Origin of the sequence: Bacillus sp. FJAT-29937 (assembly GCF_001509555.1) — a bacterium.
Lineage (GTDB): Bacteria > Bacillota > Bacilli > Bacillales > Cytobacillaceae > Cytobacillus.
On the sequence record NZ_LMAS01000003.1, the window covers coordinates 67,961 to 93,390 of the forward strand.

Annotated in this window: 22 protein-coding genes and 1 pseudogene; 13 read left to right on the forward strand and 10 right to left on the reverse strand. The window is 39.0% G+C overall.

Features of this window, described 5'->3' with window-relative positions; translation table 11 throughout:
• Positions 1 to 107 precede the first annotated feature (107 nt).
• A complete protein-coding gene (locus AR328_RS06710) occupies positions 108 to 422 on the reverse strand; it encodes a PepSY domain-containing protein (RefSeq protein WP_066292179.1) in 315 nt (104 codons plus the stop codon).
• A 164-nt stretch (positions 423 to 586) separates the two neighbouring features.
• Here AR328_RS06710 and AR328_RS06715 point away from each other — a divergent pair, with 164 nt between their 5' ends.
• Both AR328_RS06715 and AR328_RS06720 read left to right on the forward strand, forming a co-directional pair.
• Positions 587 to 1,660, forward strand: coding sequence for a M42 family metallopeptidase (locus tag AR328_RS06715; protein WP_066292182.1), 1,074 nt, complete (start codon positions 587 to 589; stop codon positions 1,658 to 1,660).
• 58 nt (positions 1,661 to 1,718) lie between these two features.
• The gene (locus AR328_RS06720; protein ID WP_066292184.1) at positions 1,719 to 2,228 is read left to right on the forward strand and encodes a DUF84 family protein; all 510 of its coding nucleotides are present in this window, start codon (positions 1,719 to 1,721) and stop codon (positions 2,226 to 2,228) included.
• A 33-nt stretch (positions 2,229 to 2,261) separates the two neighbouring features.
• Here the strand turns inward: AR328_RS06720 and AR328_RS06725 are convergent, their stop codons facing one another.
• Positions 2,262 to 2,708 (reverse strand): YtoQ family protein, encoded by a 447-nt coding sequence (locus tag AR328_RS06725; RefSeq protein WP_066292186.1) that lies wholly within the window; start codon positions 2,706 to 2,708, stop codon positions 2,262 to 2,264.
• Positions 2,709 to 2,884: 176 nt separating this feature from the next.
• Between AR328_RS06725 and AR328_RS06730 the strand changes: the two genes are divergently transcribed.
• Entirely contained in the window at positions 2,885 to 3,391 is a 507-nt protein-coding gene (locus AR328_RS06730; RefSeq protein WP_066292188.1) for a hypothetical protein, read from the forward strand.
• 80 nt (positions 3,392 to 3,471) lie between these two features.
• Here AR328_RS06730 and AR328_RS23475 read toward each other — a convergent pair whose 3' ends face one another.
• Entirely contained in the window at positions 3,472 to 4,518 is a 1,047-nt protein-coding gene (locus AR328_RS23475) for a methyl-accepting chemotaxis protein (protein WP_442854440.1), read from the reverse strand.
• Positions 4,513 to 5,505 (reverse strand): annotated as a pseudogene (locus tag AR328_RS23480) (HAMP domain-containing protein); the annotation flags it as partial. The gene AR328_RS23475 and the pseudogene AR328_RS23480, both read right to left, overlap by 6 nt.
• Positions 5,506 to 5,860: 355 nt before the next feature.
• On the opposite strand from AR328_RS23480, the gene AR328_RS06740 reads away from it, so the two are divergent.
• The 5 genes from AR328_RS06740 (at position 5,861) to murC (ending at position 12,626) form a co-directional block, all read left to right on the forward strand.
• Positions 5,861 to 6,178, forward strand: coding sequence for a thioredoxin family protein (locus AR328_RS06740; RefSeq protein WP_066292196.1), 318 nt, complete (start codon positions 5,861 to 5,863; stop codon positions 6,176 to 6,178).
• An 87-nt stretch (positions 6,179 to 6,265) separates the two neighbouring features.
• Complete coding sequence (locus AR328_RS06745; protein ID WP_066292199.1) at positions 6,266 to 7,069, forward strand: DUF1444 domain-containing protein; 804 nt, start codon at positions 6,266 to 6,268, stop codon at positions 7,067 to 7,069.
• Between the two features lie 151 nt (positions 7,070 to 7,220).
• Positions 7,221 to 9,866 (forward strand): DNA translocase FtsK, encoded by a 2,646-nt coding sequence (locus AR328_RS06750; RefSeq protein ID WP_066292202.1) that lies wholly within the window; start codon positions 7,221 to 7,223, stop codon positions 9,864 to 9,866.
• Between the two features lie 92 nt (positions 9,867 to 9,958).
• Positions 9,959 to 11,056: a nicotinate phosphoribosyltransferase gene (locus AR328_RS06755; protein ID WP_066292203.1), complete on the forward strand. Its 1,098-nt coding sequence runs from the start codon at positions 9,959 to 9,961 to the stop codon at positions 11,054 to 11,056.
• 274 nt (positions 11,057 to 11,330) lie between these two features.
• Positions 11,331 to 12,626, forward strand: a complete 1,296-nt coding sequence (gene murC, locus AR328_RS06760; RefSeq protein WP_066292206.1) for a UDP-N-acetylmuramate--L-alanine ligase — start codon at positions 11,331 to 11,333, stop codon at positions 12,624 to 12,626.
• A 44-nt stretch (positions 12,627 to 12,670) separates the two neighbouring features.
• Here murC and AR328_RS06765 read toward each other — a convergent pair whose 3' ends face one another.
• On the reverse strand, positions 12,671 to 13,786 hold the full coding sequence (locus tag AR328_RS06765; RefSeq protein ID WP_066292208.1) for an aminopeptidase: 1,116 nt from the start codon (positions 13,784 to 13,786) through the stop codon (positions 12,671 to 12,673).
• Between the two features lie 238 nt (positions 13,787 to 14,024).
• Here AR328_RS06765 and AR328_RS06770 point away from each other — a divergent pair, with 238 nt between their 5' ends.
• From AR328_RS06770 to ytxJ, 3 genes are read left to right on the forward strand one after another with little or no spacing between them, the layout of a single operon-like run.
• Positions 14,025 to 14,507 carry a DUF948 domain-containing protein gene (locus AR328_RS06770; protein WP_066292210.1) on the forward strand — a complete coding sequence of 161 codons (483 nt, stop codon included), beginning with the start codon at positions 14,025 to 14,027 and terminating at the stop codon, positions 14,505 to 14,507.
• Positions 14,508 to 14,520: 13 nt separating this feature from the next.
• Positions 14,521 to 14,994, forward strand: coding sequence for a YtxH domain-containing protein (locus AR328_RS06775; protein WP_066292214.1), 474 nt, complete (start codon positions 14,521 to 14,523; stop codon positions 14,992 to 14,994).
• 15 nt (positions 14,995 to 15,009) lie between these two features.
• Positions 15,010 to 15,339 (forward strand): bacillithiol system redox-active protein YtxJ, encoded by a 330-nt coding sequence (ytxJ, locus tag AR328_RS06780; protein ID WP_066292219.1) that lies wholly within the window; start codon positions 15,010 to 15,012, stop codon positions 15,337 to 15,339.
• A gap of 385 nt (positions 15,340 to 15,724) precedes the next feature.
• Here the strand turns inward: ytxJ and ccpA are convergent, their stop codons facing one another.
• Entirely contained in the window at positions 15,725 to 16,723 is a 999-nt protein-coding gene (gene ccpA / locus AR328_RS06785) for a catabolite control protein A (RefSeq protein ID WP_066292220.1), read from the reverse strand.
• Between the two features lie 222 nt (positions 16,724 to 16,945).
• Positions 16,946 to 18,019, reverse strand: coding sequence for a bifunctional 3-deoxy-7-phosphoheptulonate synthase/chorismate mutase (locus tag AR328_RS06790; RefSeq protein ID WP_066292221.1), 1,074 nt, complete (start codon positions 18,017 to 18,019; stop codon positions 16,946 to 16,948).
• A gap of 300 nt (positions 18,020 to 18,319) precedes the next feature.
• On the opposite strand from AR328_RS06790, the gene pilM reads away from it, so the two are divergent.
• The gene (gene pilM / locus AR328_RS06795; protein WP_066292223.1) at positions 18,320 to 20,503 is read left to right on the forward strand and encodes a cell division protein FtsA; all 2,184 of its coding nucleotides are present in this window, start codon (positions 18,320 to 18,322) and stop codon (positions 20,501 to 20,503) included.
• A gap of 297 nt (positions 20,504 to 20,800) precedes the next feature.
• Here pilM and AR328_RS06800 read toward each other — a convergent pair whose 3' ends face one another.
• Genes AR328_RS06800 through AR328_RS06810 form a run of 3 tightly spaced genes read right to left on the reverse strand, consistent with a single transcriptional unit; the run spans position 20,801 to position 23,308 of the window.
• Positions 20,801 to 21,970: an acetoin utilization protein AcuC gene (locus AR328_RS06800; RefSeq protein ID WP_066292224.1), complete on the reverse strand. Its 1,170-nt coding sequence runs from the start codon at positions 21,968 to 21,970 to the stop codon at positions 20,801 to 20,803.
• Complete coding sequence (locus AR328_RS06805; RefSeq protein ID WP_066292229.1) at positions 21,967 to 22,617, reverse strand: acetoin utilization AcuB family protein; 651 nt, start codon at positions 22,615 to 22,617, stop codon at positions 21,967 to 21,969. The genes AR328_RS06800 and AR328_RS06805 overlap by 4 nt, the downstream gene beginning before the upstream one ends.
• A 58-nt stretch (positions 22,618 to 22,675) precedes the next feature.
• Positions 22,676 to 23,308 (reverse strand): GNAT family N-acetyltransferase, encoded by a 633-nt coding sequence (locus tag AR328_RS06810; protein ID WP_066294581.1) that lies wholly within the window; start codon positions 23,306 to 23,308, stop codon positions 22,676 to 22,678.
• 348 nt (positions 23,309 to 23,656) lie between these two features.
• On the opposite strand from AR328_RS06810, the gene acsA reads away from it, so the two are divergent.
• Positions 23,657 to 25,375, forward strand: coding sequence for an acetate--CoA ligase (gene acsA / locus AR328_RS06815; RefSeq protein WP_066292231.1), 1,719 nt, complete (start codon positions 23,657 to 23,659; stop codon positions 25,373 to 25,375).
• The last annotated feature ends 55 nt before the right edge of the window (positions 25,376 to 25,430 follow it).

The window sequence follows — 25,430 nt, forward strand, 5'->3', positions numbered from 1 at the left end:
TATGCACGATAAATTTGATAATTGCACGATAATCTAGAAATATGCACGATATTCCCGTTATTTGCACGATAGCATAGAAATATGCACGATAACCAAACTTAGCTGATTTAAGCGAGCCTATACGCATCCAGAATCGTTCCTGATTTGGCATCAGCAATAAACTCATATTGTTCAGTCTCTTCACCTGTATATCTGGATATCCCGCCTCGATATACATCATACTTAAGGTGATCCTTTTGGTATGTCTCCGTTTGCATATGAATCCAAGATCCGCTAATAGGCCCTTCATTCTTAAATGCATTCTTTGCATTTGACAGTGCTCTTTCGGGAGAAACGGCTGTCTTTTGTACAAGCAGCTCTCTTGCGGCATACCCGCCTGCTAAGCCAACCCCAACACCTAATAAAAATGATTTCCAGTTCATAAGCATCCCCCAATTGTAAAATGCGTAACAAATTGTATCTATGTACTATCTTATCAAAGAAATAGCTTGGACAAAAACTGAATTAGTGGTAAGCTCACGAAAAGTTCTGTAAAATAATAGAAGCATACATAAAATATATGGAAGAAATATAAAGGAGCTATCTCATGAACGAAAAAACACTGCAACTTTTTAAAACATTAACTGAGCTTCCAGGAGCACCTGGAAATGAACATTTAGTCCGTCAATTTATGAGGGAACAGCTTGGCCAATATGCAGATGAAGTTGTCCAGGATAAGCTTGGAAGTATTTTTGGAGTGAAAAAAGGAGACGAAAATGGCCCAACTGTAATGGTTGCAGGTCATATGGACGAGGTAGGCTTTATGGTTACCTCCATTACAGATAACGGCATGCTGCGTTTTCAAACATTAGGCGGCTGGTGGAGTCAAGTTCTATTGGCTCAAAGAGTACAGGTTATAACTGATAATGGTCCTGTAATTGGAGTCATAGGTTCCATTCCTCCACATCTTCTTGATGAAGCTAAGCGCAGTAAGCCAATGGAAATTACAAATATGCTAATTGATATTGGTGCGGATGACCGAGAAGATGCAAAGAAAATTGGAATTAAGCCTGGCCAGCAAATTGTTCCAATCTGTCCATTTACTCCAATGGCGAATGAAAAGAAAATACTAGCAAAAGCATGGGATAATCGTTATGGCTGTGGCTTGGCAGTAGAACTTCTTGAAGCAGTTAAGGATGAACAGTTGCCTAATACCTTATATTCAGGTGCAACCGTTCAAGAAGAAGTAGGACTTCGCGGGGCAAGAACAGCAGCAAATATGATTAACCCGGATATTTTCTTCGCATTGGATGCAAGTCCGGCAAATGATATGTCTGGAAATAAAAATGAGTTCGGGCAATTAGGAAAAGGAACTCTCCTGCGCATCTACGACCGTTCAATGATAACTCATCGTGGAATGAGGGAGTTTATCCTAGACACAGCTGAGTCAAATAATATTCCATACCAATACTTTATTTCCCAGGGCGGGACCGATGCTGGAAGTGTTCACCTTTCCAATGAAGGGGTTCCAAGTGCAGTTATTGGTATTTGCTCACGCTATATTCATACTCATGCTTCTATTGTCCATGTGGATGATTATGCTGCTGCGAAGGAATTACTCGTGAAACTTGTTAAATCTTGTGACCGCACAACGGTTGAATCTATTCGTCAAAATTCGTAAATAAAAAAGAGACAACCTAGTTGTCTCTTTTTCCTTCAATTTAAAAGGGGTTATAGTCATGAAAATAGTTATTGGTTCAAAAAATCCAGCAAAGATATCAGCTGTCCAATCTGTTTTTCAAAACGATCAAATTGAATTTATTTCAGTAAATGTTCCGTCTGGTGTGAGTGATCAGCCTTTTTCAGATGAAGAGACGATTAAAGGGGCAATCAATCGAGCATACAGTGCGTTAGAAGCAGGCGGAGGGAATATCGGTATTGGTCTTGAGGGTGGTGTACACGAGACGGAATATGGATTGTTTTTATGTAATTGGGGAGCACTTGCAGAGCATGGAAAACCGCCGATCATTGCGGGCGGGGCTAGAATTAATCTTCCAAAAGAGGTGGCGGACAGATTGCTTAAGGGGGAAGAGCTAGGTCCGGTTATGGAGAGTTTTACAGAAAAGGAAGATGTCCGTAAAAAAGAAGGAGCTGTGGGAATATTTACAAATGGGCAAATCAGCCGATCAGAAATGTTCACACATGTTGTAAAGCTTCTTGCCGGCCAGTATGAGTATAGGAAAAAATAAAGGAGATAGACTGCTATCTCCTTCTTACCCATCCTATTTTTCATCAAAAATATATGCTAGAACTTTAAGCGCTTGACCAACTGTTTCAACGGTCACATTTGCTTTATTGGAAAGCTCTTTTAAAGGATGATGGAGCTCTTCCGGACGAATGATGATTAGGGGCTTGTTTAAGGCAACGGCAGCACTCGCATCCATGGCTGTATTCCACTGTTTGTATTTCTCTCCAAATAAGGCAATGACAAGATCGGATTTTTGCATCAATAATTGTGTTCTTAAATTATTTATTCTTGAAGCTGCTTCATCACGGAAAATAGCATTAGGCTGTTTGCCAAGTATTTCTTCACCGATATAATCGGATCTGTCGTGATTTTCCATCGGACCAACGAAATGTAAGGGAAGTTTAAGAGATTTCGCTTTTTCTTTTAGCTCATCCCGCCAGTTTGAGTGAATTTCCCCTGCTAAGTAAACAGTTAATTCCATGTAAATTCCTCCTTAAGGCATAATGGATATATTTTACCATTAAACCTAATAAGTTACTTGACAAATGCTTCAACCAAAATAATAGTTTTTAAAGTATAAGGGTTGCCAGACGATTGACAAGAAATGTATGATAGAAAAGGATATTACAGTTTTTCCTAAGCAAGGAGGAAGTTAGTATGAGAAACAAATTAAAAGCTGCCTTGCTCTTGGTTGTTGTTTTACTGCTGAGCGCTTGTTCTGCCTCACTAACAGAAGAGCAAACTGCTGCAAAGGATGAAGTTGGTGAATCGTTCAATACGGATCCAAAGGCAACCAATAATGAAAATAAAGATATTAAGTTCTATTTGCCTTTTGGGTTTGAAGTGAACAAAGAGACGCCTAATAATATTATTTTGAAGAATGGTTCGAAGACATATATTCTATTTTATAATCCGCATGAAAGCCCTGATAGTAAAGTCGTTTATGAGGCAGCCTTAAAGCAAAAAGAATATGACTTTAAAGAAACATATTCTACAAAAGACGGGCATTTTGGCTATTTATTGATTAAAAATGCGGACAAACAACAAAATGAATTGACTGTAGGTGTAGGCGGGGTTAAAATTACAACCCAATCGAAAACCAAAAATCTATCAGCTGAAGCAGCTAGTATGGCAGAAATTATTCAGTCAATCAAGATGAGATAAAGAAAGCCCGAATAACATAGCTTTCTAACAAATAAAAAAGCTAAGCATTCTCTCAAAGGAAAATGCCTAGCTTTTTTATTTTATTTATTTTTTTGAAATTTTGATTTTAGGTTGTTTAATATACTCTTTAATTTGGAGCTGCTATTTCCAGCATTCTCGAATAGCTCTTCATCAGATGAATCAAGCCTGAACTGGTTCACCTCTAGTTTAAGATCACTAGCAATGACACTAAGGTCAGTTGCTGCTAAAGTTACCTTCGAAATGGCCTCAAGCTGTGTTTCACTTGATGCTGCCACTTCCTCAGATACGGCTGCAGAGTCTCTAGAAACGGTAAACACCTCTTGAATCTGTTCGTTCAATACATGGTTTGCAGCTTGTACATCTTTTACAGAGGCACCAATTGTATTAATTTTTTTATGGATTCCATTCACATGCTGGACGATTGATTCAAACGCCAGTTTTGTCGTTTGAACAGATTCACTTTGAAGAAGCGTATATTCATTAAAATGCTCTGTTTCATTCATTAGCTTCTCCATAATTTCATTCATAGAAGAAACGAGTGAGTGAATTTCCTGTGCCTCTTGTTTTGAACGTTCAGCTAATTTTCTCACTTCAGAAGCGACGACTGCAAATCCCTTACCAGCTTCACCAGCTCTTGCTGCTTCAATAGCTGCATTTAAGGCTAATAAATTTGTATTATCTGCTAAGTTCTGTATTGTATCAACGATTGATGTAATATGACTTGATTGCATGGCAGCCTCACTAACCTTTTCATTTACATGATTGGCAAGGTTAAGAAATTGATCGGAAATGTTCTGCAGGTTTTGGACGGTATTAATTCCGTTATGCCCTTCCTGCTCAGTTAATGCGGCTTCCTCTAAAATTTCATAGCTCAAATTTTCAGTATGATAAATCGCTTTAGAAACCTTTTCAATCTCTTTTCTGCTCTCTTCTAAATGTGAGGATTGGCTCTCAGCCCCAATAGCAATCTGTTTAATAGCCGCATCCACTTCATTTGCCTGTGCTGTTGTTTCTTCTGAAATCGCAGCCAGGTTTTCAGAAGATGCTTGAAGTTCGGTTGAAGATTCGAGTATTTGGAGAAAGGAATGCTGTACCCTTTCAGCCATATGATTGAATGTACGAGCAAGCTCACCCATTTCGTCCTTTGCTATTGCGGGAACGCGATAGCCTAAATTCCCATCACCAATTTTCTCAGCACCTGCTCTTAGTAGAGTGACAGATCTAGTAATACCCTTTGATAATAATAATCCGCCAATTACCAATGCTATTACTAGTGATAAACTTATGGCATAAATTAAATATGTATAAAATGCATTTTGTTTTTTTAGCTCATTTTGGATGTTTTGCTGATTGGCAATAATGCCTATTTGGACTTCAGCAGCTGCTTGTTCGATTGACCTGGCTTCTTCATCAAACAATCTAATAAATTCCGCTGTCTGCTGAAACGAGGTATGGATCGCATTTAAAGCATCATTGTATTCTGTCAGCCATCTTTCTAAGTAAGCTTTAGAGCTGCTGCTAAGATTTTTACTTGCTTCTAATTCGATCTTAAACGCTTCGCCAGATTGGATAAATTGCTCATACGCTTCTTCACTTTTCGTAGCAAGATACTGTTTCTCATACAGCCTCATCTGTAAAAACTGTTCATCAATACTCGAGTTTTTTAGCAATTTAGTCATATTACTTATTTGATTTGCTGTAATGGCTATTTGCCCTTTAAGGCCTTTATCATCGCTATAGCCAATCTGCTTGTACATTTCCGATAAAGTGGTGAATTTCTCCAAGTAAGAATCTGCATTTTGAACAACCTTTTCAAATTCATTCTTAATCGTCTCAATTTCTTGTTTTTCACTCATTCTGCTTGATTCAGATTTCACTCTTAAAATGCTTTGCATAACTAGCTCTGCATCAAGTGGATCTGGTTCTCTTAAGAATTGCTGCTCATATTTTCTAGTCATCGCAAGGTTATACATAATATCCTTACTGCCATCAACTATTGAAAGTAAGGCAGCTTCTTTTTCCCTGCTATTGTCTTGAATCGTTTGAAGAATAAAATTGAAAGAAAGTAATAAAATAAGACCTCCGATAGTCATAAGCAAAACTAGTCCCAGTTTGCCGCGAATGGTTTTCAAACTGTCCACCTCACTCGTTTATAAATTATTAGAAAAATTTAAATATTACTTAATTATAGAACTTTTTTCCTGTTATGACAATATGTGATAATATTCGATTCATCCATTTGGATTACGAACAGGCAACAATGCTGCGATCAGTTTAAAGGCAATTAATGACGTTTAAAACGAAAAGGTTTGGGCCAAGTTTAATCTGAAAATGTTTTCGTTGCATATTATTGGTCCAGTCGTGTTAAGTTTGATATTATCTGAATATATGAGAAAAAATGCTGGATTTGATTTCGTTAAATGAAGGTCCACACTGGAGGAGAAGGAAATGAAAAAGCTTGAATCTATGGAACAATTTGAACAGCTAAGGGATAATGGTAAGCATATATTTATGTTTTCTGCCGATTGGTGCCCAGATTGCCGGGTGATTGAACCAATCTTACCTGAAGTTGAAGCAAAATATCAGGAATATACATTTTTATATGTAGATCGCGATGATTTTATTGATCTTTGCGGCCAGCTTGACATTTTTGGCATCCCAAGCTTTATTGGTTATAAGGATGGGAAGGAATTAGGCCGTTTTGTAAGCAAGGATCGTAAAACCCAGGAAGAAATCGAGAATTTTATAGAAAAACTTGAACAGTAATATTTGATGGACTGACTAGGAAGGGTTCGACCAACATGGGGCCGATCCCTTTGTTTGTAATAAAGTTCCTACAAGGAGGAACCTGAAATGAAAATGGATAGTTTAAAAATGAAAAAGGAATTAGAGAAACGATTAGCCAACGCCAATCGCACTTTTTCATTTGACAGGAAAAAAGATGAGCTTCGTATCGAAAATAAGCAAACTGGAAAGGGGATTACAATCTCTCTACCAGGAATTATTGCCAAATGGGAGCTACAGAAGGAAAAAGCAATTGATGAGGTTGTATATTATGTGGAGGAAGGCCTTCAGGCAATGGATGGATCCCCGATTCAGCTTTCAGGTTATGAAAAAAACATTTTTCCAGTCATTCGTTCCACTTCATTCCCAACTGAATCTGAGGAAGAAATTCCATTTTTAACGGATGAACATACGGCAGAGACGAGAATTTATTATGCCCTGGATCTAGGTACTACCTACCGCTTAATTGACTCTAGTCTCATTCAAAAGGAAGGCTGGGTTCCAGAACGGATAAAGGAAATTGCCTTATTTAACGTTCGGTCACTAACAACCGATTTGAAAAGTGACACAGTTGCTGGCAATACGTTTTATTTCTTAAATAAAAATGACGGCTACGATGCGAGCAGAATATTAAATGATGCATTCCTTAAAGAAAAGGCAAAGCAAATAAAAGGGACAATGGCTGTGGCTGTTCCGCATCAGGATGTGTTAATTATTGCTGATATTATGAATGACACAGGCTATGACATTCTATCCGAGATGACGATGAGCTTTTTTGCTAGCGGCAGAGTGCCCATTACAGCCTTATCCTTTCTCTATGAAAACGGAGAGCTTGAGCCAATTTTTATTCTTGGCCAAACTAAAAAGAAATAGCTGGCAATTATTTAGTAGAGGATCACTTAAAAGTGGTCCTTTTTACTTGCAAAAATTTGCCCCAATAGACTCAATCTCTTATTTTTTCTACAATTTCCGCGAAATACTGTTAAAATGGAAAAGATAGAATTAAAGAAAGAGTTGGTATAAATTGAGTTGGATTAGAAAGCTATTTCAAATGTTTAAAAATGAAGAGAATAAGAATGACTATGAACAAGAATATATGAATCAAGATCAGCTAGAAAGATCTGATATGAATAATCAAATAGAACCATCTAAAGATGTGAATGCCAAAGTATTATATCAATATCCTAAAGGACAATTTCGTTTTCCTGTGATTCCAGATGAAAAAAAAGGATCAGAGCAAAGAGAGCCTAGAATAAAAAGGGAAGAAGGGCCGCAGGTTGCACGTATTCCCGAACGTAGAATCAATCGAAATGAATCCATCCCTAAGGAGAAGAAGGTTCATAATGTAAAAGAAAAAAGGGTGGCGTCTCCAAGAAAAGATCCCTTTCGCCCAACTGAAATTCCATCGCCCATCTATGGATTTGAACGTCCAATCACTGTAGAACCTATTAAACGAACGAAGGAACCATTGAATAGGTATGGGCAAAAAAACCTTACTTACGATGACATTAAGAATAAGCTTGCAAATGGGCGCCAGCCAGCTTCAGAGGATTTAGACCTTTTTGTTGATTCTTTAATGGAAGACCTGACTAAACAACCTGAACACGCTGAGCCGTTAATAGAGGAAAAGCAGGATTCTAATGTGGATGAATTACAGGAAAAAGAATCCCAAACTGTAGATTATTTTTCTAAAGAAGTTGAAATGGAAGAAGCTGTAGCCTTATTTGCAGAAGAGCCAGCAATCGAGGAAACGGAAGCTCAGCCAGCACCCGAGGATACAGAAGAGCAACCAGTAGCTCTTGAAACGGAAGAACAGCTAGCGCCAGAGGAAATAGGTGAGCAGCCAGCATCTGATGAAACAGAAGAACAACCTTCAACTGATGATGCAGATTTGCAGCCAGTAACTCTGGAAACGGAAGAGCAGCCAGCCTCTCATGAAACAGAAGACCAACCTGGAACTGATGATGCGGAAGAGCAACCCGTGGCTGCGGAAATGGTAGAACAGCCAGCAACAGAGGAAACAGAAAAGCAGCCAGCACCTATGGAAAAAGAAGTCCAACCAACAGCGAGAAAACATATCCCATTCAACGTTATAATGCTAAAGAATGATAAGCAAAAGCTCGCTAATCAAGTAAGGACATTTGCTGCTCCAAAGAAAGAGGAAGTGGTTGTCCTTGCAGAGAAAGAAATTGCCTCTGCCACTCAAGAAGCCGCACCAGCTGCAGAAATAGAAGAGGAGCTTGCGTATTATCAATTCCCGGCTAATAGCTTGCTTTTGCCGCCAGTTCATCAGGAAGAATCTTCGGATTGGTTTATCGAACAGAAGGAACTCCTTAACTCAACCTTAAAAAATTTCAATGTCAACGCAAATGTCGTTAATGTTACCCAAGGTCCTTCTGTTACCAGGTTTGAAGTGCAGCCTGAACCAGGTGTAAAGGTAAACAAAATTACAAATTTATCTGATGATATTAAATTAAGTCTTGCAGCAAGGGATATTCGGATTGAAGCACCCATCCCGGGCAAGCATACAATTGGAATTGAAGTCCCTAATAAGACGAGCAGACCTGTATTTATAAGCGAGATTATTAATAGTCCAGTGTTTCAGGAAAGCAGTTCTCCATTAACAGCCGTTCTCGGTCTGGACATAGGAGGCAATCCTATTGTCACAGATTTGCGTAAAATGCCGCATGGCTTAATTGCAGGAGCAACAGGATCGGGAAAAAGTGTCTGTATTAATACGATTCTAGTTAGTCTGTTGTATAAAGCTACTCCTGATGAATTGAAGCTCATATTAATTGATCCGAAAATGGTCGAGCTCGCACCTTATAATCGAATCCCACATCTAGTGAGTCCAGTTATTACGGACGTCAAGGCGGCTACTGCAGCATTAAAGTGGGCAGTGGAGGAAATGGAACGCCGATACGAGCTATTTGCACATACAGGTGTAAGGGATATTAGCAGATTTAATGAGCTCGCTGAAGAGCATAAGCGATATTCAGATAAGCTTCCATACATGGTGATTATTATTGACGAGCTCGCTGATTTAATGATGATGTCTCCTGCGGATGTCGAGGAAGCAATCTGCCGGATTGCCCAGAAGGCAAGGGCTTGTGGAATTCACTTAATTATTGCTACACAACGACCATCTGTAGATGTTATTACCGGATTAATTAAGGCAAATGTCCCAACGAGAATTGCTTTCTCTGTTTCCTCACAGATTGATTCGCGAACGATTATTGATATTAGCGGGGCTGAAAAGCTTCTTGGACGCGGGGATATGCTCTTCTTAGAAAATGGATCATCTAAGCCTGTTCGTCTCCAAGGCACGTATGTTTCAGATCAGGAAATTGATGATGTAGTTGCCCATGTGAGAAGGGAAAGGGACCCGGAATATTTATTCGAACAAGAAGAACTACTGAAAAAAGCACAGATCATTGAGGAAGAAGACGAATTGTTTTATGAAGCATGTGAATTTGTGATCGATCAAGGGGCTGCATCGACTTCCAGTCTGCAAAGAAGATTCAAAGTGGGCTATAATCGTGCCGCACGCCTCATCGATATGATGGAGAAACAGGGATTTATTTCAGAAACACGAGGAAGTAAGCCGAGAGAGGTTCTGATTACATCCGAAGAGCTTGAATCACTTTTAGACTCTAGTACAATAAATTAATCCATGGTATTCTTTACTTGCATGTTAAAAATAATAACAAAAATATTTATTTACAGCCTAAGGATTACGAACGGTATGTGAGGAGCTTACGGATGAAGGAAATTGAGCTTAAAGTAAAAGGGGAAATAAAACGTTTAACAAACCAGACTTTTAAATTTGATGAGCGGATTAGAGATGGCTGGTTTTCTGCGGTGTACTTTTTAAAGACGAAAGAGATTGTGAAAAAGTACCAAAAGGATATAATCGTGACGATGCAATTTTTTCAAAAAGACCATGCTGTCTTGTGTGGTACAGATGAAGTCATTGCACTACTTAAAACATTTGCTGATAATCCCGATGAACTTGAAATATATTCATTAAAGGATGGCGACAAAATTGCGCCATTTGAAACAGTGCTAACGATTACAGGAAAATATGAAACCTTTGGTTATTTAGAAGGCGTGATTGATGGAATTCTTTCCAGACGTACGTCAGTCTCCACGCATGTATATAATGTTGTCAAGGCAGCAAGTGTATCAGGAAAGCAAAAGCCGGTGATCTTCATGGGCGATCGTGATGATCATTATACAACACAAGCTGGGGACGGCTATGCAGCTTATATTGGAGGATCTACTGCCCAGGCGACCCATGCCATGAATGAATGGTGGGGAAAAAAAGGAATGGGCACGATGCCCCATGCTCTTATTCAAATGTTTAATGGAGATCTTGTTGCTGCAACTAAAGCGTACCAGGAAACTTTTCCGGAAGATGAGCTAGTTTCCCTAGTTGATTATAATAATGATGCCATTACAGATTCCCTAAAGGTAGCGAGAGTGTTTGGCAAGGACCTGAAGGGTGTTCGAATTGATACTTCACGCACGATGATTGATCAGTATTTCTTGAGAAACCAGCATGTATTAGGGACCTTTGATCCGCGAGGGGTGAATGCAGAATTAATTTTTGCGCTCAGAAAAGCACTTGATGATGAAGGATTTGATCATGTGAAAATTGTCGTAAGCGGCGGCTTTAACGAGTCCAGAATTCTGGAATTTGAAAAGCAAGGTGTTCCAGTAGACATGTACGGGGTAGGAAGCAGCTTATTAAAGATTAATATTGGCTTTACAGGTGATAATGTTTTAATTAATGGAAAGCATGCAGCTAAGGCTGGGAGACGCTACCGTCCAAACCCGCGCCTAGAAAAGGTTGAATAGAAAAAAGTTGAAAAGCTCCATGACCATTGATGGCACATGGAGCTTATCAATGAAATACAATTGACAGTTTTCTAGCTGGGATTTCATTACATAGTTTTTGAAAATAAATAGTGATATAATGTTTGAATATGATGAAATATAACGTAAAAGAAGCAGAGATTTAATCATAAAATTATTTTTTTTTGACTAAACATGTCCTAAATTAGGATATGCGCAAAACTAGATGAATGTCATATACTGTTTTACAGATATACGATGGTTGGAGGTTCTTTATATGACTATTTACCATTTCGTAGGTATTAAGGGGTCCGGAATGAGTGCCTTGGCGCAAGTGCTCCATGATATGAATTATGAAGTGCAAGGCTCAGACTATGAAAAACGCTTTTTTACACAACTGGCCCTCGAGCAATCTGGAATAAAGATCCTTCCCTTTCAAAAGGAAAATATAAAACCTGGAATGACCATTATTGCTGGAAATGCTTATCCGGATACGCATGAAGAAATCGAAGAAGCAATGAATCTTGGACTGCCTGTTATCCGTTACCACCGGTTTCTTGGCGATTTTATGAAGGATTTTACAAGTGTTGCCGTTACAGGCGCTCATGGGAAAACTTCTACTACAGGCTTGCTTGCACATGTCATGAAAGGTGCAAAACCAACTTCATTCCTTATTGGTGATGGAACGGGAAGCGGGGATGAGAATGCGGAGTACTTTGCCTTCGAAGCTTGTGAATATAGAAGGCATTTCTTATCGTACTTCCCTGATTACGCCATCATGACGAATATTGATTTTGATCATCCTGATTACTTTGCTAATATTGAGGATGTATTTTCTGCGTTCCAGGAAATGGCCTGGCAAGTGAATAAGGGGATTTTCGCATGTGGTGATGATGAACAATTGCAGCGAATTCAAGCAAAAGTACCTGTTCTATTTTATGGATTTGGCGAGGAGAATGATTTTCAAGCTCGGAATATTGTCAAATCAACAGAAGGAACAACCTTTGATGTATTTGTTAGAAATACATTTTATGAAACCTTTTCTATTCCCGCATTTGGAGACCATAATATCTTAAATTCACTGGCAGTTATTGCGTTATGCCATTATGAAGAAATAGATTCAGAAATTGTTCAAAGCTATCTTAAAACCTTTAGCGGAGTAAAAAGAAGATTTACAGAAAAAAAGATTGGTTCACAAATCATCATTGATGATTATGCCCATCATCCGACAGAAATTAAAGCGACTGTTGATGCAGCCCGTCAAAAGTATCCAAATCGTGAAATCATTTGTGTTTTTCAGCCGCATACATTTACGAGAACCCAGGCATTTCTTGAGGATTTTGCCGAAAGTTTGAATTTGGCTGACCATGTTTATTTATGTGAAATCTTCGGTTCTGCAAGAGAAAACCATGGAAAATTATCAATTGAAGATTTGAAAGAAAAAATTCCAGGCGCGAACATTTTAACAGAAGATAATACAGCTATTTTAAAAGAACATGAAAATAGCGTACTTATTTTTATGGGTGCTGGAGATATTCAAAAGTTTCAGGAAGCTTACGAAAATCAATTATAAATATAAAAAAGATGCGGTTGCTGAAACCGCATCTTTTTATATACTCATTTTAAATTTTCTGGGTTCAGAGCTTCTAATTCAGGGATAACGAAGCGTCCATCTTTCCGAATTAAACGGTCATCGAAGTAGATTTCGCCGCCGCCGTAATCAGGCCGCTGAATATTAACCATATCCCAGTGGATATTAGACTGATTTCCATTGTATGCTTCGTCATAACATTGGCCAGGGGTGAAATGGAAGCTTCCATCGATTTTCTCATCGAATAAAATATCCTGCATTGGATGTAAAATAAACGGATTTACACCAATAGCAAATTCTCCGATGTAGCGGGCACCTTCATCCGTGTCAAAAATCTTATTAATTCTTTCGGAGTCATTAGCCTCTGCTTCAACGATTTTTCCATTCTTGAATGTTAGTTTCACGTTTTCAAAAGTAAATCCATTGTACGGGGATGGAGTATTATATGTAATTACACCATTCACAGAATCACGGACAGGAGCTGTATAAACCTCTCCATCAGGAATATTCATCTGACCGGAGCATTTGATTGCTGGGATATCTTTGATAGAGAAGGTAAGGTCTGTTCCAGGGCCAGTAATTTTAACTTTATCGGTTTTGTTCATTAATTCAACAAGATTATCCATGGCTTTGTCCATTTTTCCATAATCGAGATTACAAACATTAAAATAGAAATCCTCGAAGCCTTCTGTGCTCATTTTTGCTAATTGAGCCATAGAGGATGTTGGGTATCTTAAGACTACCCATTTTGTTTTCGGCACGCGAATTTCACGATGAACCTTCTTCCCGATTGTTGAACCATGGATTTTCATTTTATCTTCAGGGACATCTGAATGCTCATTGATGTTATTTCCTGAACGAAGTCCAATGTATGCATCCATTTGACCCATGACATTTGCCTCGAAATCAGCCATCAAGCTAAAATGCTCTTCCTGTGCTCCTAATAGTAGAGAGCGATCAACCTGATGATCTTTCAATAGAACAAATGGAAAACCGCCTGCAGCATAAGCTTCTTTTACAAGTGCTGTAACAAGCTCTCTTTGTAATCCAAAGTTTTCAATTAGGACTTTTTCTCCCTTTTGAAGACAAATAGAATAGTTTATTAAATTTTTTGCCAGTTTCTCAATACGAGGATCTTTCATCCTTATCCCTCCGATGTAAACAAATTCTATTAACAATACTATTGTATCCCAATTCGAATTTTTTGTTTAATAATATATTTTATCATTGGGCAATTATGTTAAAATGACCAATGTATAGATATGATGGAATAATAGCAGGAAATTGATCTATTAAATGGAATTCATATAGATTAGGGGGTTTATGTTAATAGCAACTGGGGAAAAAGATAAATAGCTAGGACAAATGGAGGTCATCAAAGTGCAGATTATTTTGTATTTAAGTGTAGCAGTCATCGCCATTGCTTTTCTCGTTCTTGTCATTTACCTATCAAAAACACTTAAGTCTCTTCAAGCTACTCTAGATAGTGTTTCGAAAACATTAAATGGCTTAGAGGGGCAGTTAGAAGGGGTAACAAGAGAAACAACGGCATTACTCGAAAAAACGAATGCGCTTGCAGAGGATATACAGCATAAATCAGAAAGTCTAGGCAGTGTTGTCAATGCAGTTAAGGAAGTAGGAGATTCTGTCCGCGGCTTCAATGGGTCCATCCAGAAGATTTCGCGCTCTATAGACAATGGGCTGGAGGAAAATAAAGAAAGAATCTCTCAAGTAGTTCAATGGAGTCAAATTATCATGGAGTTAAAGGACAAATGGAAAATGAGAAAACAAGCTCAAACGGATGAGGTTTCACCTGACAAGCCTGTGCCTCAGAAAAGATGGATCAGGGAAAGAAATTATTAGGAGGGATAAGAGTATGAGTAGTCAAGAGAGAAGCCAATTTGAACATGGTCAAGCGAAATCAGAGGAAAATATTAATACGAAGGATTTTTTAATAGGCGCTCTAATTGGCGGAATGGTTGGTGCGGCTGCCGCACTTTTCCTTGCACCTAAATCCGGCAAGGAATTAAGAAATAATATTAATGAACAAGCTGTTGTTTTAAAAGAAAGAACAGGGCAGCTTCGTGAATCAGCTATGTCTAAGGGGACGCAATTAGCTGGGACTGCCAAGGAGAAATCAAATGTCCTTGCCCAATCCGTATCCAGACAATCCATTGAATTGGTGAATAAGGTAAAAAGCATAAAGCCAATAGAAAGCTTGACTGGCGGCGCTGAAGAAAATAAGACAGCGGTTAGCAATAAACAAGGCGCCAATAATGATGAAATACAGAAAAAACTAGAAGAAACGAAAAAAGCTTTTGATGAGACGGAGTATAAATATAATCATTAATATGGGGGAAATGATGTGAAAAGGTTTAATGGAAATGAAGATTTTGAACAGGTTATGCAAGCTTCAGAGCAAGTGATGGTCTTAAAGCACAGCTCTACATGTCCGATTAGCCAGGCTGCATATGAAGAGTATGAAAGCTTTGCAGAAGAACATGACAGCCTGCCGATTTATTATCTGGTTGTTCAAGAGGAACGCCCTCTGTCCAATCAAATTGCGGAGAAGGTTAATATTAAACATGAATCACCTCAGGTGCTGCTGTTTAAAAATGGCGAAGTGATTTGGCATGCTTCTCATTGGAAGATTACTTATGAATCGTTAACGAATGCGGTAAATGAACATAAATAAGAAATAACCGTTTTGGGGCGGACCCTGGTTTCGTTTTTTACAAATAGGCCCATGTTTGGAAAGTATCGGACACGCGTTCCTATATTTGATGAAAAATCGTCAATTTCTCCTTGTTTTTATCAAATAAAGGATTCTGTGTCCTCAAAACTCTCAATAAGCAAGTTTTTATGCAAATAAAGGATTCTATGTCCTATAAAAAGTCCACACCACTCAAAGTGTCCGGGTGAAAAACCCAATAGAAATGCACAGAGAATAACTTAGCTCTGTGCATTTTTTGTTTTTACATTCCATTCTGCTCGTTTTGACCGAAGCCTTGTTTGATAACTGTGAAAAGGCGCCCCTAGAAGAGCAGACTCCGTTTTTCCTCTTTTTATCGGCTATTTCATTATTTTGTTGAGCTTCGTTCTTCGATGCGGTGAGGGAGTACGATGATATGATCTGTTACTTCTTCCTTGTTCATATACTTCGTTAAGAGTCTCATTGCAACTGCGCCAATATCATAAAGCGGCTGTACGATTGTCGTTAGCTGCGGGCGAACCATTAATGACAATTTCGTGTTATCAGAGCTAATTACTTCAAAATCCTCGGGGACATTGAAACCTCGATCCAACGCACCATGAACAAGGCCAAGCGCCATTTCATCTGAAGAAGAGAAAATCGCGGTTGGTTTTGTTTCTGCCTCAAGCAGCTTTTCAAATGCTTCAATTCCTGAATCATATGTGTAATCACCCTCTGCCACTAAATCCTCCTTAAATGGAAGACCTTTTTCAGCCAAGGCACGTTTGTAGCCTTCAAGCTTTTTCACACTATTAATAGGATCATGGGTTGGTCCTAGGACAATAGCGACGTCGCTATGGCCTCTATTGATAAAATTAATAATGACATCATAGGTTGCCTGCTCATAATCAATATTGACGGAAGGAATTCTTTCTGATTCTTCTATTGAACCTGCTAAAACAATTGGGACAGGAGACTTCTCAAATTCCTGTACTAGCTCCTCGGTTATATTTCCGCCCATAAATACAATTCCATCCACTTGCTTTCCAAGCATTGTATTAATTAAATGGAGTTCCTTATCTAAATTTTGATCGGAGTTGCTTAAAATAATATTATATTTGTACATTGTGGCGATATCTTCAATCCCCCTCGCCAGCTCAGCAAAAAAGATATTTGAAATATCGGGAATAATTACCCCTACCGTTGTTGTTTTCTTACTTGCTAGTCCTCGAGCAACAGCGTTTGGCCGATAGCCTAGTCTTTCAATGACCTCTGATACTTTTTTTCTAGTTGCGGGCTTTACGTTAGGGTTTCCGTTTACTACACGGGAAACTGTCGCCATAGAAACGTTGGCCTCTCTGGCAACATCATAAATCGTTATATTCATCTATATCACTCCTTAAATAATTGGCAAAGTTCCTTATTTAATACTAGTTTACAACAAGCAATCCTTACCTAGTCACCACGAGGTTTGTGAGTGGCTACACAATCATTATTTATGTAACTAATCATACGACAGACTAAGGAATGCCGCAATGTGAAGAGTATATATTTTACAATCTTTAATAAAAAAAAACCTTCTGACATTTAGCAGAAGGCTTCTTGGGTATTAAACTCTTACGAAAGCAGAAGATTTTAGTTCTTTCATAAATTCATCAAACTGCTTTAAATCCATTTGCTGAGCGTTATCAGATAAAGCTACTGCTGGATCTGGGTGAACTTCAGCCATAATTCCGTCAGCTCCAATAGCTAATGCTGCCTTTGCTGTTGGAAGGAGTAAATCACGTCTTCCTGTTGAATGGGTAACATCAACTAAGACAGGCAAGTGCGTTTCCTGTTTTAAAATCGGAACAGCAGAAATATCAAGAGTATTGCGCGTAGCACGCTCATACGTACGAATTCCACGTTCGCATAGAATGATTTGTCCGTTGCCCTGTGCCATAATGTACTCTGCTGCGTTAATGAATTCCTCAATCGTTGCAGAAATTCCACGCTTCAGTAATACTGGCTTATTGACAGCACCTGCAGCTTTTAAAAGCTCGAAATTCTGCATGTTACGTGCACCGATTTGAATAACATCAATATAGTTGACAGCTGTTTCAATATCATTAGGACTTACAATTTCACTAATAACAGCTAAATCGAATTCATCGGCAACTCTTTTTAAAATTTTAAGACCTTCCAGTCCAAGTCCTTGGAAATCATATGGGGATGTTCTTGGTTTATACGCACCACCGCGAAGCAGCTTAAGCCCCTTAGCCTTTACAGCATCAGCAACTGTTGCCACCTGCTCATACGATTCAACTGCACAAGGACCAAATACTAAATGCTGATTTCCATCACCAATCTTTACACCTTTTAAATCAACAATTGTATTCTCAGGCTTTTTCTTTCTTGAAACAAGAAGTGCTTTACGATGATCATCCTCTTGCAGTTCTAATCCCGCCTTAAAAATCTCCTTGAACACATGTTCAATTGTTGAATTTTCAAAAGGGCCGTCATTATGCTCTTTTATTAGATTGAGCATATGGCGCTCACGGACAGGATCATAGCGGTAAACACCTTGTGTTTCTTTCGCCTTTCCAATTTCCTGAACCAACTTTGCTCTTTCGTTGATTAGTGAAAGAAGCTGTAAGTTTAGTTCATCTACACGATCTCTCAACTGATTAAGTTCATTACTCATTTCCTGTCCCTTCCCTTCTCAAATTTAGTTTTTGAGTCCGATATGAATGAAATGGGATGATTTATTCATCCTCATACGAATGTTCATGCTGAATATCAAAAGAATATTTTCTATTCCGCATTGTTTCTGCTCATTCTTCTTTATCGCCTCGTAATTATGTGATACATTTTAATAATTAGAGTTATTATATATGAAATCTTCTGACATGTCACTAATTATTTCTTTAATAATTAAACGCTTTTCTGTAATAAAGCGTTTTCTTTAATTATTTTTCTTATTAGGCAAAGAAGGTGTGTAAACTTGCTTGAAAAAAAGAAGCTGTTCGCTTTAGATATAGGCACCCGTTCAGTGAATGGGATTATACTAGATGAAACTGATGGCAAATATCATGTTGTTGATATTCTTGTCAAAGAACATACAGAACGTGCCATGCTTGATGGACAAATTCATGATGTACTAGCTGTCTCCAAAATCATTACCGAAATTAAGGAAGAACTGGAAATAAAACATGGCCCCTTGAAAAAGGTTTGTGTTGCTGCCGCCGGCCGTGCCTTAAAGACAGAACGTGCTCAGGTGAGCATTGATATTAACGGCAAGCCATTAATTCAAAAGGAAGATATCCTTCATTTAGAATTAAGCGCTGTCCAGCAGGCACAAGCAATGGTAGCAGAGAAATATCAATCAAACAAAACCTACTATTATTGTGTCGGTTATTCGGTTCTTTATTATCGATTAGATGGAGAAGAAATCGGCAGCTTAATTGACCAGCAGGGGGAAGAAGCCTCTGTTGAAATTATTGCTACCTTCTTGCCTAAGGTTGTTGTTGAATCCCTTTTGTCGGCTCTTCATCGTGCTGGACTTGAAATGGAGGCTTTAACACTAGAGCCAATTGCGGCCATTAATGTTCTAATCCCCCCGTCAATGCGCCGGTTAAATGTAGCTTTAGTGGATATTGGGGCGGGAACCTCTGATATTGCGATTACAGATCTTGGAACAATTATTGCATATGGAATGGTTCCAGTGGCTGGGGATGAGATTACAGAAGCGATCAGTGATCAGCTGCTTTTGGATTTTCCTTTAGCAGAAAAGGCAAAAAGAGAACTGCTTACCAATGACTCGATTATGGTTACAGACATACTTGGATTTGAAACCGAAATCCAAAAAGATGAAATCGTTCAAATGATTTCTCCTGCATTAGATAAGCTGGCAACATCAATTTGTGAAGAAATACTGGGCTTAAACAACGAGCAGCCCCCAAAAGCAGTGATGCTTGTAGGCGGCGGGAGCCAAACACCAGAGCTGCCAAAACGGGTGGCGGAAAAATTGAATCTTCCCGAAAACAGGGTGGCAATCAGAGGAATTGATGCGATACAATCTTTAACTTTATCGGATCATATTGAAAAAGGGCCTGAACTCGTTACGCCAATAGGAATTGCTATAGCTGCCCATAAATCACCTGTTCAATACAAAACCGTTTATGTAAATGACCAGCCTGTTCGATTATTCGAAGTCAAGCAATTGACTGTTGGCGATTGTCTTCTTGCTGCCGGAATAAAGATGAACAAATTATATGGAAAGCCGGGTTTGGCCATGATTGTGAATCTAAATGGACAAAATATCACAATACCTGGCGGACATGGAGAAGCTCCATTAATTTTATGCAATGACAGCCCATGCTCATTAGAAAGTGTCATCCAGAATGGAGATCATCTCATTGTTGAGAAAGGCAAGAACGGGCATAAGGCAGAGGTGCTCATAAAGGATCTAATTGATGAAATTCCATCGAAACAAATCAAAATAAATGAGCAGCATTATATCGTTACTGCTTCATTAATTTGTAACGGTGCAACCGCTTCAGCAGAAAAGCTTGTAGAAGACCGTGATACAATCATATGCAAAATTCCTGAAACGGTGGAAGAGATGCTCGCTTCGCTTAATTTGCATGAACTGCTTGCAGAAATTAGGCCATTCCGGGTTAATTTGAATGAAAAAGAAACCTTCATTCCTCCTCTTTCCGGAAAAATATACCGGAACGGAAAGGAAATTAAAACCTATCATAGTTTTGAACATGGAGATCACATTATTATTGAAAAAAAATCGGCAATTACTGTACGAGAATTTGCCGAGCTCAAACAAATCATGCTTTCACAAAACATCCCAGTCTCCTTTAATGACAAGAAGATTAACCTTAGAAAGCCTGTCTCTACAGTGAAGAGGCAAGGGGTTACGTTACTGGAGGACGACTTAATCCAGGATGGGGACCATTTAATGGTTGAACAAGGCAGAATCGAGCCATTTATTTTTCAGGATCTGTTCGGCCATGTGGATATTGATATACCAACTGAATCTAATGGAAACTTTGTTCTGCTTGTTAATGGGGAACAGGCCACATTTCATAGTACAATTGAACCCGGAGATGATTTGAAGATTGTTTGGCCTGTTAAAACAAGTGTTTTGAATAAAAATGTTGAAGAAAACAGCTAATGATACTGAATACAAAAATGCTCAGAGACATGTAATACTCTGAGCATTTTTTATTGGGTTTAGCACCCGTACTTTGATTGTTGCGGACACAGAATCCTTTATTTACATAAAAACTTGGGTATTTGGAGTTTGGAGGACACAGAATCCCTTATTTGATAAAAACAAGGAGAAATTGACGGTTTTTCATCAAATAAAGGAACGTGTGTCCGCAAGCTGCCCAAATATGGGGTTGTTTCACAGATAACGGAACCAAGGTCCGCCGCCGAATCGAACAATTTATGGTTCCAGTAACCGCAGTTAACTTGTCCTTTTGCTTTGGTTTCTTATCGGATATAAGGCCTTCTCGAGTGTTTGTTTATTTTTTTCTGTAATTTCCTCTTTCCTTGGAATCGGCTTGTACATGTCTGCGGGGTCATCCCAATGTAATGGAAGCGGAACGGGTGAAGCACCTTTCCATTTATTCACCCATTCCGATGGCAATGCTCCAGCAGCAATTGGATTATTCATCATTTCCAGCCAAATTAAAGCCCACGCGCGCGGGACTACCCGCCATATATCGTATCCGCCTCCACCTACTGCAATCCATTTGCCATCACAGTATTCATGGGCTATTTCATGAGCGAGTTTCGGAATTTCACGATAAATATTAATGGTGGATGAAAGATGTGTAAGCGGATCTAAATAATGTGAATCAGCACCATTTTGTGTTAAAATTACATCCGGTTTAAAAAACTCAGCAATTTCTCTTATAGAAGTACGGTATATGTCTAGCCAGGAATCATCCTCAGTAAATGCATCTACAGGTATGTTAAAAGAATACCCATACCCTTTACCTTGACCCCGTTCATTGACATTTCCTGTTCCCGGAAATAAGTATCGGCCAGTTTCATGGATAGAAAGTGTACATACGTCAGGATCATCATAAAATGACCATTGCACACCGTCTCCATGATGGGCATCCGTATCTACGTATAGAACCCGGGCTTTATATTTTTCCTGGATGTATTTAATGGCAACCGAGCTATCATTATAAATACAAAAGCCTGAAGCTTTTCCCCTAAAGCCATGGTGGAGGCCTCCGCCAAGGTGAAGGGCATGTTTGTAGCGGCCGCTCATGACATGGTCAACAGCTGTTAAAGTTCCTCCAACTAAGAGCGAGCTTGCTTCATGCATATTCGGGAATACAGGAGTGTCCTCTGTGCCGAGACCGTAATTTTCCCCAATTTCTTGTGAAAGCTGGCCGCTTCCTGCCAATTTGACAGCGTTCACATAATGGGGGTCATGTATTAGCTCCAGCTCTTCATCTGATGCTCTTCTTGGCGCAACGATCTGATTTTTCTCAATAGCTTTTAACTGTATAAGTAAATCGAGTGTAAGTTTGATCCTCAATTGATTAAAAGGATGATTCTCACTGAATTTATAGTCCAGTAAGTCATCTGAAAAAACAAAAACGGAGTCTTGACTCATGATGATTGCCCCGGATCATTTGGCCATAACACTTGATGACCAGCATCTTGTAAATCTTTAATGATGGAAAGCGGGTTCATCATTTGGACTCGTAAAACGATTATTTTATATTTTTCATCCTTCTTATCGGGATACACTAACACACTCTGAATATTTGCTTTTCGGTTTCGAATGACAGTCGTTATTTCATACAGCATTCCAGCTTTATTTGGTACTTTTACTTCTATTTGCGAGCCTGGCTGATGGGCACCTGTTAATTCAACTAATGTCCTTAGTAAATCTGTCTCCGTGACAATACCAACAAGCTTATCTTCCTTTAATATTGGAAAACAACCAATGCGGTGCTCGTAAAGAATGGCAGATACTTCCTCAACGAAATCGAGGGGATGTCCAGTGATAATATCCGTTTTCATGATCATTTTTAAAGGATTTTGCAAAAGCTCTTTATATTTTTCGGTGTCAAAAAGAATGGAAGGAGTGGCGTCACGTATGTCTCGATCGGTTACCAATCCAATTAAGCGCTGATTTTCATCAATTATTGGCAGGTGGCGAATTTTCTTCTCATTCATTAGTTTAATGGCTTTTGCTATGCTGTCATTTTCAGTTAAAGTGACAACTTCAGTCCGCATAATTTCTTCGACAATCATTTCTCTATCCCCTTTTTCTATGTCTAGTTCCGATAAGCAGGCACTCTCCACTTTTCTACTAATACATAAACCGATTCATAAACCGGAGGCGATCAAACTTCTGAACAGAGTCAAGGTCAACCCTTGTGCCGATCTTTGCCATTAAACAATTAGCCGGATGAGAACTGATTTCTGGATCATCTGTTGCATACCATTCCAGTCCGCCAGCATTCATCATTTTCTCCATGACCTTCCGATACTCCCATACATTTAAACCGGTGCCTTTTAAATCCCAATGCCAATAATATTCAGTCGTAATAATGATATAATCTTCCATTGCATCATCCATCATGGACACCTTTAAAAGGCTTTTGCCCGTGCCGGTACCTCTGAATTCAGGGATTACCTCGATAGCGCCTAGCTCGATTAGATTTTCCATTTTTCCTTCTGACCATCGTTCGAGCGGATCAGGATATACGTACGTAACATAACCGACAATTGTATCTCTGTATCTGGCAATAATGATTCTTCCTTCTGGCAGCCCGGCTATTTCGATTAGCGCCTTCTTCTGCTGCTCAGGTGGACGAAAAGCTACTAAGTCCTTATGAAACTCTAAGTCTGCTAATTTTTCAGAAGAGATAGGCCCTTCAATAATTAAATTTCCTTTCGGAGTTTTTAATTCTTTAGCATTGTATGTTTTTCGATGTTCCATTTGCTCACCGCCTAATGACATTCATTATTAACTCTATTATACATAAAATTGACAGGTTTTAATTGACTTGATTTTATTTTCTATATAATTAGAAAACAGTTTGTGACAATAATTGTTCATGATAAAGAAAGCTACTAAATATAATAGTATCTTTTACTCATTTTTGTATCCTAATATTCAAATGGCTATGAAATTTTTCTGGATGAATATTTTAAAAATTGAGAAAAGATAATACTTATACTATAATAATAACAAACTTAATACAGCACCAGTTCTCTCATGTACAAAGCAGATGCTTTGGGAGTGATTATAGAGACAGCTGCATTGACCAAAGGGGGATATTGATAGATGAAAGTGGAAGCTATTCCAGCAGCTCAAGGAAATTATAATTTACAGAATTACGAAGAAATGTACAAGCAGTTTGATTGGACAGAAGGAGAGAAAGTATTCTCCTGGCATGAAACTGGCAGGGTCAATATGGCTTATGAGGCAATTGACCGCCATGCAGAATCCTTCAGAAAAAATAAAATAGCTCTGTATTTCCGTGAAGGCCAAAGGAATGAAAAATATACATTTAAGGAAATGAAGGAGCTTTCTAATAAAGCAGGTAATGTTTTAAAAACATACGGAGATGTTGAAAAAGGAGATCGCGTGTTTATCTTTATGCCGCGTTCACCTGAGCTTTATTTTGCAGCATTAGGTACGATTAAACTTGGTGCCATTGTCGGTCCGCTTTTTGAAGCGTTTATGGAAGGGGCGGTTCGTGATCGTTTAGAGGACAGTGAAGCAAAGGTTCTGATTACGACACCTGAATTACTGAGCCGTGTCCCAGTTGATGAACTTCCTGCCCTAAAAACTATTTTTCTAGTTGGGGAAGGAATTGAAGAGGAAGGGCCTTATATTGATTTTAATAAAAGATTAGCAGAAGCGAGCAACAAACTTTCTATTGAATGGGTAGAGCGGACAGATGGATTAATCCTGCATTATACTTCCGGGTCTACTGGTAAGCCTAAAGGGGTATTGCATGTTCATAATGCTATGATTCAGCAATATCATACAGCAAAATGGGTTCTTGACATGCAGGAAGAAGATGTTTTCTGGTGTACAGCAGATCCAGGCTGGGTTACGGGAACTTCCTACGGAATGTTTGGGCCGTGGTTAACAGGGACGTCAAATTTAATCGTTGGCGGAAGATTTAATCCGGAATCCTGGTATAAAATGATTGAAGAGTACGGCGTATCAATCTGGTATAGTGCACCTACAGCATTTAGGATGCTAATGGGAGCTGGAGATGAGGTCGTTAAGAAATTTGATTTAAGCAGCCTGCGCCATATTGTGAGTGTTGGAGAGCCATTAAATCCTGAAGTAGTAAAATGGGGAATGAAGGTATTTCATTTAAGGATCCATGATACTTGGTGGATGACAGAAACTGGGGCGTTATTAATCTGCAACTATCCTTGCATGGAGATTAAACCTGGATCGATGGGCAAGCCTGTACCGGGTGTTGTGGCTGCTATTGTAGACGATCAAGGAAATGAGCTGCCTCCATATCGCATGGGCAACCTTGCCATAAAGAAGGGCTGGCCATCTATGATGCATGCGATTTGGAATAATAAAGAGAAATATGAATCCTATTTCATGCCTGGAGATTGGTATGTTTCAGGTGATTCAGCTTATTTGGATGAAGATGGCTATTTATGGTTCCAAGGCCGTGTGGATGATGTTATTATGACATCTGGTGAAAGAGTCGGACCATTTGAAGTAGAGAGCAAGCTTCTTGAGCATCCTGCTGTAGCGGAAGCTGGAGTAATTGGAAAGCCTGACCCTGTCCGCGGTGAAATTATTAAAGCCTTCATTGCACTACTCGATGGTAATGAGCCATCTGATGAACTAGTTGAAGATATTCGTCAATTTGTGAAAAAAGGGCTTGCTGCTCATGCTGCGCCACGCGAAATTGAATTCCGTGATAAGCTTCCAAAAACAAGAAGCGGAAAAATTATGCGCCGTGTCTTAAAGGCTTGGGAGCTAAACCTTCCAACCGGCGACTTATCCACAATGGAAGATTAATATGCAAAAAGAAGAACCGTGCCATTTAATCAGCACGGTTCTTTTCTTTAAAAAT

Bases quoted from the DNA above. Each gene is read 5' to 3' on its own strand.
- AR328_RS06710 (WP_066292179.1), bottom strand. From the start codon at position 422: ATGAACTGGAAATCATTTTTATTAGGTGTTGGGGTTGGCTTAGCAGGC.
- AR328_RS06715 (WP_066292182.1), top strand. From the start codon at position 587: ATGAACGAAAAAACACTGCAACTTTTTAAAACATTAACTGAGCTTCCA.
- AR328_RS06720 (WP_066292184.1), top strand. From the start codon at position 1,719: ATGAAAATAGTTATTGGTTCAAAAAATCCAGCAAAGATATCAGCTGTC.
- AR328_RS06725 (WP_066292186.1), bottom strand. From the start codon at position 2,708: ATGGAATTAACTGTTTACTTAGCAGGGGAAATTCACTCAAACTGGCGG.
- AR328_RS06730 (WP_066292188.1), top strand. From the start codon at position 2,885: ATGAGAAACAAATTAAAAGCTGCCTTGCTCTTGGTTGTTGTTTTACTG.
- AR328_RS23475 (WP_442854440.1), bottom strand. From the start codon at position 4,518: ATGGCTGAAAGGGTACAGCATTCCTTTCTCCAAATACTCGAATCTTCA.
- AR328_RS06740 (WP_066292196.1), top strand. From the start codon at position 5,861: ATGAAAAAGCTTGAATCTATGGAACAATTTGAACAGCTAAGGGATAAT.
- AR328_RS06745 (WP_066292199.1), top strand. From the start codon at position 6,266: ATGAAAATGGATAGTTTAAAAATGAAAAAGGAATTAGAGAAACGATTA.
- AR328_RS06755 (WP_066292203.1), top strand. From the start codon at position 9,959: ATGAAGGAAATTGAGCTTAAAGTAAAAGGGGAAATAAAACGTTTAACA.
- murC (WP_066292206.1), top strand. From the start codon at position 11,331: ATGACTATTTACCATTTCGTAGGTATTAAGGGGTCCGGAATGAGTGCC.
- AR328_RS06765 (WP_066292208.1), bottom strand. From the start codon at position 13,786: ATGAAAGATCCTCGTATTGAGAAACTGGCAAAAAATTTAATAAACTAT.
- AR328_RS06775 (WP_066292214.1), top strand. From the start codon at position 14,521: ATGAGTAGTCAAGAGAGAAGCCAATTTGAACATGGTCAAGCGAAATCA.
- ccpA (WP_066292220.1), bottom strand. From the start codon at position 16,723: ATGAATATAACGATTTATGATGTTGCCAGAGAGGCCAACGTTTCTATG.
- AR328_RS06790 (WP_066292221.1), bottom strand. From the start codon at position 18,019: ATGAGTAATGAACTTAATCAGTTGAGAGATCGTGTAGATGAACTAAAC.
- AR328_RS06800 (WP_066292224.1), bottom strand. From the start codon at position 21,970: ATGAGTCAAGACTCCGTTTTTGTTTTTTCAGATGACTTACTGGACTAT.
- AR328_RS06805 (WP_066292229.1), bottom strand. From the start codon at position 22,617: ATGATTGTCGAAGAAATTATGCGGACTGAAGTTGTCACTTTAACTGAA.
- AR328_RS06810 (WP_066294581.1), bottom strand. From the start codon at position 23,308: ATGGAACATCGAAAAACATACAATGCTAAAGAATTAAAAACTCCGAAA.
- acsA (WP_066292231.1), top strand. From the start codon at position 23,657: ATGAAAGTGGAAGCTATTCCAGCAGCTCAAGGAAATTATAATTTACAG.